Below are 16246 nucleotides of genomic sequence, written 5' to 3'. Positions count from 1 at the left end.
GAGACTTTCACCTCTCCGGCTTTGTTTCAGATTGAACCGACCGTCTTCAGTTTCGCCCGGGGATGAACCTCGTTCTGGCTCATCACAGTGGTATGAGCCCGGAAGCGTTCAACGATGGAACGCACAAAGGGCCGCGTCTGCGGCGACGTCAGCAGAACCGGCACCTCGCCCTGGGTTGCCGCGTGTTCAAAGGCATCACGCACCAGCGTCACGAATTCCTGCAGCTTCGACGGCTGCATGGCGAGCTGGCGCTCCTCTCCTTCTCCAACGATGGCTTCCAGGAACGACTGCTCCCAGCGCGGGCTGAGCGCAATCAGCGGCAGATAGCCGCCGGGCGCCATGTTGGCCGCGCAGAGCTGGCGCGCCAGGCGGCTGCGCACGTGTTCGGCAATCGTATTGGTGTTGCGGGTAAAGCCGACCGCCTCTGCAATGCCTTCGAGAATGGTGCCAAGATCGCGCACGGAAACACGCTCGCCCAGCAGGGTCTGCAGCACGCGCTGAACGCCCGACACGTTGATCTGCGAGGGAATGAGATCGTCCACCAGCTTGGCCTGATCGCCCTTCAGCTCCTTCAACAGCTTCTGCACGTCCGCATAGGTGAGCAGTTCCGCCACGTTGGCCTTGATTGTCTCGGTCAGATGGGTCGAGAGCACGGTTGCCGGATCCACCACGGTATAGCCGCGCAGTGAAGCGTCCTCGCGGTAGGCAGCCTCCACCCAGGTGGCAGGCAGGCCAAAAGTCGGCTCGATTGTGTGCGTGCCCGGCAGCTTCACCTGACCGCCAGCCGGATCCATGACCATGTAGCGGTTCGGATAGAGGGAGCCCTTGCCCGCATCCACTTCCTTGACCTTGAGGACATAGTCATTCGCCCCGAGCTGGATGTTGTCGAGGATGCGCACGGGCGGCATGATGATGCCCATATCCGCCGCAACCTGACGGCGCAGGGCCTTGATCTGCTCGGTCAGCTGATCCGCTCCGCCGCTTTCCCTGCCATTGATCAGGGGCAGCAGGGCATAGCCCAGCTCGATCCGCAGTTCATCCATCTTGAGGGAATCGGTGATCGGCGGTTCGGAAGGCGGCTTTGGCGCTTCCTCGATCACCTTCTTGGCGACTTCCTCCGCAGCTTTCTGCTGTTTCACATTCCCGGTCTTGAAGGCCAGCCATCCGGCCAGAGCTGCCAGCGACACGAAGGGGATCATCGGCATGCCCGGCAGGAAGGCCAGCGTCACCATCACGGCGGCGGACATGCCCAGCGCCTTCGGATAGCCCGTAAACTGGGCCACCATGGCCTTGTCAGCCGAACCGACCACACCTGCCTTGGACACCAGAATACCGGCAGCAGTCGAGACGATCAGGGCGGGGATCTGCGAGACCAGCCCGTCACCCACCGTCAGCAGGGTATAATTCTGCGCGGCTTCACCGAATGTCAGCCCCATCTGCGCCACGCCGATGATGATCCCGGCAATGACGTTGATGAAGGTGATCAGCAGGCCCGCAATCGCATCACCGCGCACGAATTTGGACGCACCGTCCATGGCACCGAAGAAGGTGGATTCTTCTTCCAGCTGCTTGCGGCGGCGGCGGGCCTCACCTTCGTCGATCAGGCCGGCGGACAGATCGGCGTCGATTGCCATCTGCTTGCCGGGCATCGCATCCAGGGTGAAACGCGCTGCCACTTCCGCGATACGTCCCGAACCCTTGGTGATGACGATGAAGTTCACGATCACCAGAATGGCAAAGACGATGATGCCGATGACGAAATTGCCACCCATCACGAAGTTGCCGAAGGACTGAATCACATGCCCGGCCGCAGCCGTGCCCTCATGGCCGTTGGCGAGGATCAGGCGCGTCGAGGCAAGGTTGAGCGCCAGCCGCAGCATGGTGGCGATCAGCAGAACCGTCGGAAAGGACGAGAATTCCAGCGGCTGCTGGATGAACAGGCCGGTCATCAGGATCATCACCGAGAAGATGATCGAGATGGCCAGGAACATGTCCAGCAGCATCGAGGGCATCGGCACGATGAGCAGGACGAGGATGACCATCACGCCGATGGCAAGGCCCAGATCGCCCTGCCTCAGCGCACGCCAGATATCCCCTATATTCGGCAGCTGGACGCCAGTCCCCGGCCCGCGCCCACCGGGCGGCGGGGGGGTGCCGGAGCCATTTGCTGATGCTTCACTCATGCAGCGTCCTCAAAATCTGCAAGCGCCTCAGACCCGCGCTTCGCCCGGTGCCGGCACGTGGATGCCCTCATCCGTGTACTGGTTCAGCTTGTTGCGCAGGGTACGGATCGAGATGCCGAGGATCTTGGCCGCGTGGGTGCGGTTTCCAAGGCAGTGATCCAGCGTATCAAGAATGAGATCCCGCTCCACATCCGCAACCGTCCGCCCGACGAGCGAGCGGTTGACGGCTTCTGCGGCCTGCGCAGCCCGCTCCACCGGCCCGCGCGCCGCGGAAGCCAGCGGTGTCCCGTCGGGCATGCGGATCGCATCAACCCCGATCTCCGGCCCGATGGCGAGCAGCACCGCGCGGTGGATGGTGTTCTCCAGCTCGCGCACATTGCCCGGCCAGGGGCTGGTGGTCAGCGCCCGGCGCGCATCCGGGCTGATGGGCCGCACCGGAGCACCGTTCACCTGCGCATAATGGCGGGCGAAATAGTCGGCGAGTTCCAGAATGTCCGCCGGGCGCTGGCGCAGGGGCGGCAGCTTCAGGTTCACCACATTGAGGCGGAAGAGCAGATCCTCGCGGAAGCTCCCCTGACGCACGCTTTCCGCCAGATCCCGGTTGGACGTGGCAATGATACGGATATCCACCGGCACCGGCCGCGTGCCGCCGACCCGGTCGATCACCCGTTCCTGAATGGCGCGCAGAAGCTTCGCCTGCAGGCGCACATCCATCTCGGAAATCTCGTCCAGCAGCAGCGTGCCGCCATCAGCTTCCTCGAACTTGCCGACCCGGCGGGCAACGGCCCCGGTAAAGGCGCCCTTCTCATGGCCGAAAAGCTCGGATTCCAGCAGGTGCTCGGGAATCGCCGCGCAATTGATGGAGATGAACGGCTTGCCCGAACGCGACGAGCTGCGGTGCACGTGGCGGGCAATGACTTCCTTGCCCGTGCCGGATTCACCGGTGATCAGGATCGAAGCATCGGAGGGTGCCACCTGTTCCGCCAGCTTCACCACGGCGGCCATGGCTTCATCGCGGTAGATCAGGTCGCCGCGCTCTTCCGAAACAGCGGACAGAACCGCCGCAATCATGTCCGGATCAGGCGGCAGCGGGATATATTCCTTGGCGCCGGCCCGGATGGCAGCCACAGCTGCGCGGGCATCGGTATCCGTACCGCAGGCAACGATCGGCACGTGAATACGCTCGTCCGCAAGCCGTGCAATCAGCGAGCCGATGTCCAGCTTCACCTCGACCATCAGCAGATCGGCGCCACGGCCGGAGCGCAACACCCTCAGCGCCCCTTCGATGTCATCCGCATGGGTGACCTGAGCGCCGCGCTGCATCGCGATTTTCGAGGCTGTCGTAAGCTGGCCGCCAAGCGTCCCAACAATCAGCAAGCGCATCTTCGTCTCCTGCCCGCTCTCAGCGGTCGGTCTTGATAATCTCGGTCATGGTCACGCCGAGCTTGTTCTCGACCACCACGACTTCCCCGCGGGCGACCAGCCGGTCATTCACATAGATGTCGATGGCCTCACCGACCTTGCGGTCCAGTTCCAGCACAGTGCCCGAAGCCAGCCTGAGCAAATCCGCAACATGCATCTTGGAATGGCCCAGCACGGCAGAGATGCGCACCGGAACATCGAACACGGCTTCCAGATCGGCAGCCGATGACGCGTGGCCGATATCGCTCCGGTCTTCCCGGCGCCGGCCTGGGCTTTCAAGTTCATCCAGCGGAATGCCGCCATCACCTGTGTTGCTCATGCCTCAGTCTCCCCGGTTGCAGCCGCCTCGCGGGCCTGAGGCCGCGCACGCGCAGCAGCCTTGGCCTGGAAATAGCCGCGAATAATCTCGTCAATCTGCTTCTCGATGGCCTTGCGGTCCCGCATGATGCCGCCATCGGCCCACTCGATCCGGCAATCGCCACGCTCGACTTCGGGCTCGCCGAGAATGACGAGACGCCCCACGAAGCCCTTTTCCTCAATGAGCGGGTCCATGCGCTTCTTCAGCCCATCCACGTCCTTGGCCGCAACGCGGATGACCAGGTGCGGCGCCTTGCGCAAGGGACCAAGGCATTCGGACACCAGCGCCACGACTTCTCCCAGCGGGCTGCGCGCGATCAGATGCGCGCAAAGCCGCCGTGCGACCAGAAAGGCGAGCGAAATCGCATCCCGCTCAACCTCTTCGCGGAAGCCGTCAATCTCATCGAAAACCTGCTGAGCCACAGTCACAAGGCGGGCCGCCTCATCCGCAAGACGGCGCTCCTCACCGGCGCGCGCTTCTTCCATGCCTTCCGCCCGGCCCTTGCTCCGCGCATCCGCAATGGCGGCCGCCAGCAAGGCTTCATGCTGGGCAACTGGCATCATCGGAACAACCGGTTCCTGCGGCACCTCGACGGCAGGAGCCGCGGGAGCCGCAAAGTCCGTGCTGAACAGGAATTTCGACGGTGTCGTGAAGCGTGACATGCTTCCGCTCTAGACCTCGCTTGTCATCAGTAAATGATCTCGTCGTCGCTCTTCGACTTCGCGATCATGATTTCGCCGCGCGCAGCCAGATCCTTTGCTGTTGCGACCATGGCGGATTGGGCTTCGTCCACATCGCGCAGACGCACCGGACCAAGGGCTTCCATGTCGTCCCTGAGCATTTTCGCCGCACGCGAAGACATGTTGCCGAAGAAGAAGTCGCGCACCTGATCGGTCGAACCCTTCAGCGCGATGGTCAGACGGTCCTTCTCCACGTTGCGCAGCAGAGTCTGGCAGCTGGCCGCATCAAGCTTCATCAGATCGTCGAAGGTGAACATCAGGTTCTTGATGCGCTCCGCCGATTCGCGATTCTCTTCTTCAAGCGCGGCCAGGAAGCGGGCTTCCGTCTGCCGGTCGAAGTTGTTGAAGATATCCGCCATCATTTCATGGCTGTCGCGGCGGCTGGTGTTGGTCAGGTTCGACATGAACTCCTTGCGGAGCGTCAGCTCGACCTTTTCCAGAACCTCCTTCTGAACCGCCTCCATGCGCAGCATGCGGTTGATCACCTCAAGCGCCAGATCTTCCGGCAGGATCGACAGCACCCGCGCCGCATGGTCCGAATTGATCTTGGACAGCACCACGGCAACGGTCTGCGGGTATTCGTTCTTCAGATAGTTGGCGAGAACGTTCTCCTGCACGTTGGAGAGCTTCTCCCACATGTTGCGTCCTGCGGGACCACGGATTTCCTCCATGATCACCGACACCTTGTCCTGCGGCAGGAAGGCCGCCAGCAGACGTTCCGTCGCATCCACATTGCCCATCAGCGAACCGCGCGAGCTAAGGCGCCGCACGAAATCGGCGAAAAGATCCTGCAGCATGTTCGGCGTGACAGGCCCCAGTTTGGCCATGGCGGAGGAGATCTGCCGCACCTCGATCTCGTCGAGACGGGACCAGATCTGCCGTCCATGGACCTCACCAAGGGCCAGCATCAGAACCGCAGCACGCTCGGCCCCCTTGAGCTCACGCTCAACACCGTCGTCACTGACTGTCAGCTGGTTCTGCAATTGACTTTGCGCCATGGTTTACGCTGCCTCTTCCAGCCAGCCGCGCACGATCGTGACGGCCTCAGACGGATAATCCTCGATCATTGCGCCCACCTTGGCGATGGACGAGGCTTGCATGGCGCCTTCGCGCTTGGCCTCCTCAAGCCACTCGATGACCACGCCGTCATCTTCTTCATCCTGCTGCTGCGGCAGCTCGCTCTCGGCGACCAGCGTGCCATCCGGCGCAATGACCAGCTCCTGGGGCTGCTTTTCGTCCGGCGTCACAATGCGGCGCAGGAGCGGGCGGACCACGAAGAGCAGCAGCAGAAGCGCGATCAGCATCAGCACGCCAAGCTCGGCAAAGCGCATGATGTCGGCACGGGTGAAGTCGAACAGGCCGTCCGATACAGGCTCGAATTCGGCCTCCGGCGCCTGGGCAAAGCGCAGATTGACGACCTCGACCACGTCACCGCGTGCGGCATCGAAGCCAACCGCCGAGCGGACCAGCACGGCAATCCGGTCGAGCACTTCCTGCGTGCGCGGCTCATACTGGAGCACGCCATCCGCATTGGGAGTGTAGACGCCATCCACCAGGACTGCCACGGACAGACGCTTCACGCTGCCCGCTTCAACCACTTCGGTTCGGGTCGCCTTGGAGATCTCGTAGTTGACGATTTCCTCATTGAGGTTCGACGCTTCGACATCGCCGGTGCCGCCGCCACCCTGATCCGCGTTCGGCAGCTGATTGCCGACGGTCACCGCGTCCTGACCGGCACCACGGGAGCTCGCCTCCTCCTTGGTCTGGGTGGAACGGACAACCTGCCCTTCCGGATCAAAGCGCTCCTGCGTTTCCGTGACCCGGTTGTGATCGATCTGCGCAGCAACACGCACACGGGCGCGGCCCGGCCCGACCACACTGTTGAGAATTTCCTCAACCTGATTGCGCAACCGCGTCTCGACTTCCCCCGTCCGCTCCTGCAACTGGGTGGACAACATGGCTTCGGCATTGTCGTCCGAACTGGAGGCAAGCAGCCGGCCCGTATCGTCGACAATCGACACCCGCTCAGGCTTCAGACCATCCACAGCGGCAGCCACCAGGTGCTGAATTGCGCGGATCTCACCGCCGCCAAGAGAACCGCGGACCTTGACCGCGATCGAGGCCGACGGCGGCCTGGCGTCGCGCTGGAAGAGCTGGCGCTCGGGAATCACCAGATGGACACGCGCAGAGACAATCCGGTCGATGGAGCGGATCGTACGGGCCAGCTCCCCTTCCATCGCGCGCAGATGATTGATGTTCTGAACGAAGCTGGTGGCGCCCAGCGTGTCGGTACGGTCAAAGATCTCGTAGCCGATTGAGCCGCCGGTCGGCAGGCCATCTTCGGCAAGCCGCATGCGGACGCGGGCAATCTGCTCCTGCGGGATCAGGATCGTCGAACCCTCGCGCCGCAGCTCGAAGGGAATTGCCTGCTGCTCCAGCGAGTTGATGATGGCCGACGAATCTTCCAGCGACAGATCCGAATAGAGCTGCGCCATCTGCGGTGCCGTTACCCGCAGGATGATGAAGGCGAACACACCAATGAGGATCGCCGCAACCGCACCCATGGCGGCCACGCGCGCTGCACCCAGTGTTCTGATGAATTCGATCAATCCGTTCACGTTTGCCCGCTCGCGTTCGTTGGCCCTACCCGGCAGTTGAGGGAATCACGGCCCACTCTGACCCGAGCCCCATTGTCCGATAGGCAAAATTTGCCCGCCAGAAGGTAAACAAGTTATTAACGAATATTGACGTGAGCCGGAAAACCGGCGGAGTTCCGCCATCAATCCTTACCGGCACCGCTTGCAAATAGCGAAATTCTGCCGGTTTCCGTTAATCAGTGGGTAACTTTTGGCGAGGCAAGCCATCGGGGGCGCGCCAGCTGACTCCGCTTCTAGCGGCCTGCAGCCGCATCGCGCCACCGGGAATCAGCGCCGGAACGGTTTGACCACAGATGGTTGCAGCACTGCCTCAGCCCCCTGCCTGAGCAAGGGCAAAAACAGAAAGGCCGGCCCCTTTCGAGGCCGGCCAGTTTTTTGGAGGTACAGACCGTGCGTGCGGCAAGCCGCGCGCCGAACCGTCAGTTTCTATACTGCTGGATTCGGGTCGCTCTCAGACCCGCCAGCCCATGGCGCTCAATCGAGCTCTGCCATGACAGGAACTCTTCGACCGTCAGCGTGTAACGCTGGCAAGCCTCTTCCAGAGAAAGGAGTCCGCCGCGCACTGCTGCAACGACTTCGGCCTTACGCCGGATGACCCACCGCTTTGTACTAGGCGGCGGCAGATCGGCGATGGTGAGGGGGCTTCCATCCGGCCCAATCACATATTTCACACGCGAACGAATTTGCTCGGTCATTTTACTCTCACACAAACCATGACCAGGTCTTGAAGAGAGAATAGACAGCGGAGTTTAAAATTTACCTAAGCGCTCAGTTACATTGTATTAACTATGAAATTGCGATTTCTTGAGGCGGTGTTTAAGAAAGCGCTTCAAAATAGTTCGCCTTTGTTTAGCCAAATTGAGAATTTGTTTACCATACGGTAATCTGTGGACCACTCCCGCCCCTCCCCGCCCCCTCTGACGGCAAACAAAAAAGCGCAGGAGAAAACTCCCGCGCTTCAGATCAACACATATTGCACCTGCCCCCCCGGAGCAGACCGGTCTTGCAGCAAGGCTCTGAGATGCTGACGCATCACGCCTTGAAATTGCTCAGGCGCCGCATGGGCTTGAGCAACTGCCGATGAGCCATTCTCATCGGCAGCTGGTCTTAACTCGCCTTGGAAACCGACGTAACAGAGCTGACCGGGATCGAGACGCCGCCAATCTCGAGATAAGGCGTGCCGCTCGACAGGTCGACGCGGTCAACCTTGCCGGAGATCTGCGTGGTCGGCGTCACCTTGTTTCCTGCAGCATTGGTCAGCTGGAATGACACTGTGTAGCTGCCATCAGGCAGACCTACTCCGGTGGAGGACTTTCCGTCCCAGACGAAAGTGTTGTTGCCCTTCGAAAAGTCCACCTTGCCTTCATAAACCTTGGCACCGGCGGAATTCCGGATTTCAACCATGCCGGAGGCAGCCTCCGGCGCATTGGCCTTCCAGGTTGCCTTACCATCTGCAAGTACTGTGCTTGCGCCGGTCGCGGTCACTTGCGAGCCAAGATAGTTAACATAGGAAGACGCCTGCCCCGCCTGCATCATGGCCATTAGGTTTTCAAGATACTCATTGCTCTTGATGGCCTGTTCAACGCTGGAATATTGCACCAGCTGCTGAGTGTATTGCGAGGCATCCAGAGGCTCGAGCGGGTCCTGATTCTTGATCTGCGTGGTCAGCAGCGTCAGGAACAGGTCATAGCTGCCGAGCAGGGTCTGCTTGCTGGCTGCGCTGGAGCCCTGGGCCGCAGCGGCTGCGTTGTTCGTGGAAACCGTCGCCATTCTCTTCACTCCTGACACCGGCGGCCTGCAGCCAAACCGGAGTTTGCACGCATACTAGATCCGGATATCGACGCCGCTGCGCCCGTTCTGGCGGTAAAGCTGCACCACGCGTTCGCTGATGCCGCGCTCTGCTGCCTGCCCGTCCTGTCCCTGCTGCTGATCCTGACGGCCGGACTGGCCGGAGCCATTGCCCTGCCCGTCCCCGGAGAAGGCAAACTGGCGGCCACTGCCTTCATCGCGCAGCGAAAATTGCAGGCCGCCCTGCTCGGCCTTCAGACCGATCTGTTCCAGCGCCCGTTCCAGGCCTTTCTGGTCGCGCATGAACATGTCCAGCGTTTCGGACTTGTCGACGATCAGATGGGCCTCGACTTCACCGCCGGCCTTGACCCTCATATGCACCTCGATGCGGCCCAGCTCCGGCGGATCAAGCCGCATCTGGAAGCGGCTCTGCCCGGCGCGGGACTGCAGCTGGATCTGACCGGCGATCTGGGTGGCGGCAGCCTGGGCCTGCGCCTGCGTGGGCACCTGCCCGGAGACGGACGCCTGCGAAGCGCTCGTGGCCGTTTGTCCATCAGCCCGGCCAAAGCCGGTAAAGTCCATCCGTCCGGCACGGGCGTCCAGCGCCACCGCCGGGTCGGTTCCCTTGTCCGCTTCGTTTCCATCCGGCGCAGCAGCGTTTGCAGCAGCCTGACCAGCATTGACGGCAGCAGAAACACCCGCCAGATCAGCCGCCTGCGTGCCCTTCGTGGCCACAGGCTGCACCACCGGCTTTTCAGAAGAAGCCTCTCCTGCAGAGGCATACCGGCTGCCGGCGCCGTCCTTTTCCGCAGCCTGCTTCAGGGCCGCGAGCTGCATGGCCTTGTCAGCCTGGACTGTCTGGTCCGCAGCTCCGGTAACAGCTGCTTCAGTCAGGCTGGCCGCTACAGAACCGGTAACAGAGGTGGCAACAGCCTGCTGGGCCACAACTTCAGGCCGGGCAGCGGGAGCACCGGCAACATCATCCGCACTGGCGGCGATGGCAAAGCGCAGTGTCTCCACCCCATCCGGCTGAGCATCAACCACAGGGGCAGACGCCACTGCCACCGGCTGAGACGGGGCGCTCTCAGCGGCCAGAGGCACGCCAGCCGCAGAAACCGGCTGTGGACGCGCCAGCGGCTCAATCTGAGACTGAAGCTGAGGCGCAGCTGCCTGCTGCTGAGACGTAGATTGAACATCAGCCGACGCAGCGGAGCCTGCCTTGACGGCGGCGGCTTCTGCCTGGGCGGCGCTTGCAGAGCGAGCAAGCGCTGCCAGAACGTCCGGCTCCAGAGCTTCAGCCTCGCCCGGGGTCAGCCCCGCTGCGGCAAGCGCCGTTTCAAGACCAGCGCCAGCCTGCGGCAAGGCCGCTGTCAGTTGCGGCAAGACCTGCGGCGCAGCACCCGAAGCGGGAGCAGATGCAGAATCGGCAAAGGCAGGAGCTGCAGGAACACCCGGCTGCGCAACCACAGGCGCCTTGCCAGCCTCAGCGGACGGCATATCCCCACCAGCCGGACCAAAGGGCGCGGACAGGGAGGCATCAACCTGCGGCTGGGCCATGCCGGGCGCGGCCGGCTGCGGCTGACCACCCGGCTGCGGCAGGTCCGGCAAAGCCGGAGTGATGCTGCCACGCAGGCCGTCCACCCCGTTCAGTGCACCATCCAGAAGGCCATTCTGCACGGGAGGAGAGACAACCGGCTGCGGCGCCGGCAGAGGGGCAGGCATGACGAATGCCACCACCATCGCGGCCGCTTCAGCACCGTCTTCGCCATCCAGGCCCGGCGCATCCACAACCGGCAGATCATCAGCCACGGCCTCGCCAGCCGCAGTGCCGGGAACCGGGGACGGCAGCTCGCCCGGAGCTGCAACCGGCACCTGAGGCAGGGGCACAGGCAGCGCTGCATTCCCATCAATGGCCACCGGCTCCACCACGGCGCCGGGCTGCAGCACCTGCAGACCCTGCGCATCAATGGCCTTCTGAACCGGAAGGCTGCCGGAAGCAGATGCATTCAACGGCACAGGCTGCGCAGCCGGAAGCGGCGCACCGGCGTCTTCCAGGCCCGCATTTGCCAGAACACCGGCGAAGACACCTTCCGCCGCCTGACCGCCAGCCGAAGGCCCGGCGCCTGCCCCAGCAGGCGCGCCCATGCCACCAAGATCGATCCGAAGCTGAAATGCCTGCACGGCAACCCTCGACGCTTGCCCACAAGGGGCGGATTTGTCCTTGCCAGTCAAAAGCAAGGACGGGGCCAGTTTCAGCACCCGCAAATTGTTGTTTTGAATCAAGAAAATGCAAGGCAAGAGCCATTTCTGCAGCACGCCAGACCCGGCAAATCCTGCCCGGCACGGCAAGGCTTGCCCGGTCACTTGCACCTTTTGCCGGGCCGATTGGCAGCAGCGCGCCTTACCTGTATACTCCCCCCATCTCCCGGACGGCCTGACCGCAGTTCCGCCGGGCTGCCTGCGGCACATGCGGGACAGCCTGACCCGCGGCATTTCCGCTGTCATGCCCTTCCGGCCAACGCCCATCCCGCCCCCGGCCCTTGACCCCGGCGGAACGAGAGGACGCAAAATGCTGAATACCCTTCATCTGCCGAAGCCCCCGGCAGAGACCCGTGTCGTTGTCGCCATGTCCGGCGGCGTCGACTCTTCCGTCGTCGCCGGCCTGATGAAGCGCGAGGGCTATGATGTCATCGGCATCACCCTGCAGCTTTATGACCATGGCGCCGCTGTGCACCGGGCAGGCTCCTGCTGCGCCGGGCAGGACATTCACGATGCCCGCCGCGTTGCCGAGCGTCTTGGGATTCCCCATTACGTGCTGGACTATGAGCGCCGCTTCAAGGAGCAGGTGATCGACCGTTTCGCCGACAGCTATCTCAACGGCGAAACGCCGGTGCCTTGTGTTGCCTGCAACCAGACGGTCAAGTTCTCCGACCTGCTGGCCACCGCCCGTACGCTGGGCGCCGATGTGCTGGCCACGGGCCATTACGTGCGCACCGCGCCGGGCGCTGACGGCCGCCACCAGATGTTCCGCCCGGCGGACCTCGACCGCGACCAGAGCTACTTCCTCTTTGCCACCACGCAGGAGCAGCTGGACTTCCTGCGCTTCCCGCTCGGCGGCATGCCGAAGGCGGACGTGCGCGAGCTGGCCCGCGAATTCGGCCTGTCCGTTGCCGACAAGCAGGACAGCCAGGACATCTGCTTCGTGCCCAAGGGCAAGTATTCCGACGTGATCCAGAAGCTGCGCCCCGATGCGCTGGAGCCGGGCGACATCGTGCATCTGGACGGGCGCGTGCTGGGCAGGCACGAGGGCATCATCCACTACACCATCGGCCAGCGGCGCGGCATTGGCGTTGCCACCGGTGAGCCGCTTTACGTGGTGCATCTGGACGCGGCGCAGAAGCGCGTGCTCGTCGGTCCCAAGGAGGCGCTCGCCACCCGCACGCTGGAGCTGCGCGACCTCAACTGGCTGGGCGCAACGCCTGCCACGGAAGGCATGCGCGCGGAAGTCTTCGCCAAGGTCCGCTCCACCCGCCCGCCGACCCCGGCGGTGCTGACCATTACAGATGGCATAACCAAGGTGGAACTGACTGATGGGGAAACCGGCGTCGCGCCGGGGCAGGCCTGCGTCTTCTATGACAGCGACGACAGCAGCGCGCAGGTTCTGGGCGGCGGCTGGATCGCCCGCGCCAGACCCCTCGGCCTCACCAGCCCCGCCTTCACCCGCGAAGAAAACCGGACGCTGCCGGCAGCGTGAGTCTGTCTTCCCGGTGAGCGGCCTCACCGGGAGACCTCATCCGGAAACCTGCAAGATCTGCTGGACGGCGTGCGCTTTGTGCCGCGCCGGGCTCTGCAGCTGACACCCTTCCCATCGCCGGAAGCCAGTTGCACCCCAAAAACGCTGCCGCCACCTGCCGGTCAGGCTCTCTCCAGTGCATTCCCCCGCGCCGTCCCGGCCTCCGTGCCGGGACCTGTCATAGGCGCAAAGCCCTCATCCGCCGCACCAACCGCGCAGGAGGGTCATCCATACAATAAACTGAGTTAATCATGCATACGGCGCCACATCGCGCCTGCCGCATTAAAAGCAAGGCAACGCCATGGGAACACCCGCCCCAAGGCACCAGAAATCTGCCAGTTTGCCAGCGTTTGCCAGACAGCTTCACTGCCGTCATCCACAGGCCGGACAGCCGCTTGTGCCGCCTGTCAAAATCCCGTCAAACCCCGCTTGACAGGAGCCCCCGCCCCTTCCTATAAGCTCCCCACACCGGCGCCACCGCGCCGCGCTCAAGCCTCTGCCCGCCGGACAGCACCAACCGCTCCGGTACTCCAAAACGGCAGACGGACGGATGGCGGAGTAGCTCAGTTGGTTAGAGCAGCGGAATCATAATCCGCGTGTCGGGGGTTCGAGTCCCTCCTCCGCTACCAAATTTTCCAAACTTTACTGATAGTTAGATCTTGCACCCACCGGGGCGGTCTGGCGCGGAATGCCCCGGGGGTAAATTCTGGCTTTCAAGTGCACGCACTTGAAAGCGATTGGACGGGCAACTATGATCTACTTAGACAGCATTTCTTGTACTTCTTTCCACTACCACATGGGCATGAATCATTCCGGCCAATTTTCCGGCGTGTAGCTCCCCGTGATAACGTCCCAATTGGCACCATCGGCTTTTTCGGCCATGCAGCGAGCGCGTTCTCCATGTCAGAATCGGCTTTCCACCTACCTTCGATTGCCAGCGCGCCTCTGATCTCCCCAGTTCCGGGCGCAAGGAGAAGCCCATACCAGACGTCTGATTTTGTGTCGTACTTCCTAATTTGGCAATGTGTCTGCAAACACGTTTGAGCGACTTCCTCGGGGAGGGAGTTCACATGAATGGTGAAGCCTGAACCACCGCCATCCAATGGAACAGAAATGTCGTGTTGTCGCCCATCCTCCGCTGCGGAACGCACTAATCGATCAATACCCCGATTGATGTGCTTGGCTGTATCGGATCCGAACTGAAGGAATAGCATTCCAAGCCCCACAAGTTCGGGAATTGCGCTGGCCTCAAATTCAGAAATCAATCTGCCAATTGGCGTTCCGTCAAAGCGAGTTAGAATGCCTTTGGGTGTTCGCTCCCCCGGAATTCCTAACCTGCGGGCGCACATCGCTATGTCGAGGGAACTGGTGAAATCCTCACCCAAGTTCACCATATCGTACTTCTCATCCAACCACAAATTCTGTTTCAGATGATAGCCTAAAGCTGTAAGCTCTTGACTTACTAAGAGCTGCTTGTCGAATTTCGCTCGCAGCGCCAAGTAGTTTAAGAGCTGCAATGGCGTCTCTAATATTTCTGTTAGGACGTCCACGAGAAATACGTCGGTAACTATGGGCGGTTGCACATTTTCCGTGGATCTGATTTTTAAGAACTGCCGCGTCTGTGCAGCTAAGGCGGGAAAATGATCCGATACAGCACATACTGGAAAAATCTTGGTGGGCCTTCTGGGAAAATTTAATACTTCGCCAGATGATAATACAAACTGAAACATCTCGTCCAGGAGCGCCTCTGAACAAAGCAAGGCCTGATCATATGCATCGTGAATCGCCTTCTTAAAATCATCCTTTAGCTGAAGATCGTTTCCCTTCCGCGCCTCGATTGTCAGCCGTTTTGATTTGGCCTGTACCACAATTGCTCGATCACCATACACGACCAAAACATCCGCTTCAGAGACACGGATCTTTCCCTTGCAAATGTTCACATTTTGAAAGACGTGTTTGCTTCCAAAAACATGTGTAAGTCGGTCTGCCAAGAATTGCTCAGCAAACACGCCACGGTTCTTCGACGCTGTTGCTGAGTAGGTTTTGTCCTCAGCCATCCAGAAAAACGGCGCTTCATACAGCGCTTCAAACAAGCTGTAGTGTTGCAAGAGAATATACGAACCATCGGCAGCTTTAATAATCGGCGCGGCGTTTGCTTCGTTGAAGGCGCTCAGGCTGGAAAAGAAGGCATTCGCTTTTTTCAGATCAACTGTGAACGCCATAAGGACACGTTCTATTCTTTCAAAGGACAATCCTGTTGGTTCCGTTAGCTCATTTACAGTAAAAGTGAATCCTGGCAGGAAAGTCAATTGATGTGGATGAAGATCCAGCATCGCCTCGCGAAGATCCAAGAGCTTTTTCATCTGCAAATCACCAAGCTTACGAGCAACTATGCAAGCCTCTTCAATTGCGAAGCCAACGCGTGATCTAAGCCAGTCATTATCTGCACGGTATTTTTTAGCCGCAAGTTCTACATACTGAAAGTTGTAGGCAGACTCACCGCCATAGAAAATAGGCTCCCTTAAGCCCTCAGCAGTGCTAAATGGATCAACGCGATTTGCTTCGCCTGGATTGCGCTCCATGACTTCAAACGCGGCCATCCAAGGCTTCTGGAGGCTCATATGCATTTCATGCAGCAGCGCTTCTGTCTGATCTATGTAATTCTGGAGCGTGCTGGGCTCGGGAATCCCAATATCAACATTCCCTTTTGCCATCAGGCCTATGAGAGTCGAAATCTCTGATCTGAGCAGCTTTTCGTGGGAGTACTGGTGCTCGACATCCTTTTCGGTGACCTGATCACCAGAGAATCTTATGAAATTATCACGCCAGCAGAAAAATGCGATGACGTGTATGAAACCCGGCGAAGTACATAATTTTTGCAGCTCTTGGAATATCTCACCCTCTTCGCGAGAACTCATCGGCGTGATTTTGTCTTTTTTCATAAGGCTACTATCCTTGATAGATCGGCTTTCGAATACAAGCGACAATCTATCAAATACTGCCATACATTAACCAACAAATTCAATCAGTAATATTCATATAAGAATAACGCACTCATGCGCGGCGATCGTCGCAAGCGCGGACTGGTAGGCGGCGCTCATCGTGAACACGCTGATGTCCACGCCGCTGAGCGCCGCAGCGCGATGGATGGCCTGCTTGACATGCGGCTTGGCACGAAAGCTCATTCGCTCGCTTGCGCGGCCGTCAATGTCTTTCGTTGTGTCATAAAACGCGGGCATGGCTGCTTTACAGAGACCTGAAGCAGCACAAAATCTACGCCTCGACGGCGTAGATTACAATAAGAC

At 60.7% G+C, this 16246-nt stretch carries 12 protein-coding genes and 1 tRNA gene; 2 read left to right on the top strand and 11 right to left on the bottom strand.

Going from position 1 to position 16246, the window contains the following annotated elements:
• Positions 1 to 26 precede the first annotated feature (26 nt).
• The 9 genes from flhA to H163_RS23625 form a co-directional block, all read right to left on the bottom strand.
• On the bottom strand, positions 27 to 2183 hold the full coding sequence (gene flhA / locus H163_RS0107265) for a flagellar biosynthesis protein FlhA (RefSeq protein WP_019963900.1): 2157 nt from the start codon (positions 2181 to 2183) through the stop codon (positions 27 to 29).
• A 27-nt stretch (positions 2184 to 2210) separates the two neighbouring features.
• Positions 2211 to 3566: a sigma-54-dependent transcriptional regulator FlbD gene (gene flbD / locus H163_RS0107260; RefSeq protein ID WP_019963899.1), complete on the bottom strand. Its 1356-nt coding sequence runs from the start codon at positions 3564 to 3566 to the stop codon at positions 2211 to 2213.
• Between the two features lie 19 nt (positions 3567 to 3585).
• Positions 3586 to 3924 carry a flagellar motor switch protein FliN gene (gene fliN / locus H163_RS0107255; protein ID WP_019963898.1) on the bottom strand — a complete coding sequence of 113 codons (339 nt, stop codon included), beginning with the start codon at positions 3922 to 3924 and terminating at the stop codon, positions 3586 to 3588.
• Positions 3921 to 4625, bottom strand: a complete 705-nt coding sequence (locus H163_RS0107250) for a FliH/SctL family protein (protein ID WP_019963897.1) — start codon at positions 4623 to 4625, stop codon at positions 3921 to 3923. The genes fliN and H163_RS0107250 overlap by 4 nt, the downstream gene beginning before the upstream one ends.
• A gap of 26 nt (positions 4626 to 4651) precedes the next feature.
• Positions 4652 to 5701: a flagellar motor switch protein FliG gene (gene fliG, locus H163_RS0107245; protein ID WP_026355562.1), complete on the bottom strand. Its 1050-nt coding sequence runs from the start codon at positions 5699 to 5701 to the stop codon at positions 4652 to 4654.
• A gap of 3 nt (positions 5702 to 5704) precedes the next feature.
• Positions 5705 to 7321 carry a flagellar basal-body MS-ring/collar protein FliF gene (fliF, locus tag H163_RS0107240; protein ID WP_026355561.1) on the bottom strand — a complete coding sequence of 539 codons (1617 nt, stop codon included), beginning with the start codon at positions 7319 to 7321 and terminating at the stop codon, positions 5705 to 5707.
• A 458-nt stretch (positions 7322 to 7779) separates the two neighbouring features.
• On the bottom strand, positions 7780 to 8055 hold the full coding sequence (sciP, locus tag H163_RS0107235; RefSeq protein ID WP_019963894.1) for a CtrA inhibitor SciP: 276 nt from the start codon (positions 8053 to 8055) through the stop codon (positions 7780 to 7782).
• Between the two features lie 412 nt (positions 8056 to 8467).
• The gene (locus H163_RS0107230) at positions 8468 to 9130 is read right to left on the bottom strand and encodes a flagellar hook assembly protein FlgD (RefSeq protein WP_019963893.1); all 663 of its coding nucleotides are present in this window, start codon (positions 9128 to 9130) and stop codon (positions 8468 to 8470) included.
• 54 nt (positions 9131 to 9184) lie between these two features.
• Entirely contained in the window at positions 9185 to 11329 is a 2145-nt protein-coding gene (locus H163_RS23625; RefSeq protein ID WP_160118272.1) for a flagellar hook-length control protein FliK, read from the bottom strand.
• A 388-nt stretch (positions 11330 to 11717) separates the two neighbouring features.
• On the opposite strand from H163_RS23625, the gene mnmA reads away from it, so the two are divergent.
• Both mnmA and H163_RS0107215 read left to right on the top strand, forming a co-directional pair.
• Positions 11718 to 12902 carry a tRNA 2-thiouridine(34) synthase MnmA gene (gene mnmA, locus H163_RS0107220; protein ID WP_019963891.1) on the top strand — a complete coding sequence of 395 codons (1185 nt, stop codon included), beginning with the start codon at positions 11718 to 11720 and terminating at the stop codon, positions 12900 to 12902.
• 591 nt (positions 12903 to 13493) lie between these two features.
• Positions 13494 to 13570 (top strand) — tRNA-Met (locus H163_RS0107215).
• Positions 13571 to 13690: 120 nt separating this feature from the next.
• Here H163_RS0107215 and H163_RS0107210 read toward each other — a convergent pair.
• A complete protein-coding gene (locus H163_RS0107210) occupies positions 13691 to 15883 on the bottom strand; it encodes a nuclease-related domain-containing protein (RefSeq protein WP_026355560.1) in 2193 nt (730 codons plus the stop codon).
• Positions 15884 to 15976: 93 nt separating this feature from the next.
• The gene (locus H163_RS22375; RefSeq protein ID WP_019963889.1) at positions 15977 to 16180 is read right to left on the bottom strand and encodes a type II toxin-antitoxin system TacA family antitoxin; all 204 of its coding nucleotides are present in this window, start codon (positions 16178 to 16180) and stop codon (positions 15977 to 15979) included.
• Between the last annotated feature and the right edge of the window lie 66 nt (positions 16181 to 16246).

Origin of the sequence: Pannonibacter phragmitetus DSM 14782, from assembly GCF_000382365.1 — a bacterium.
Taxonomy (GTDB): domain Bacteria; phylum Pseudomonadota; class Alphaproteobacteria; order Rhizobiales; family Stappiaceae; genus Pannonibacter; species Pannonibacter phragmitetus.
The sequence above is the reverse complement of the archived record's forward strand: the minus strand, read 5'-3'. Positions and strand labels throughout refer to the sequence as shown.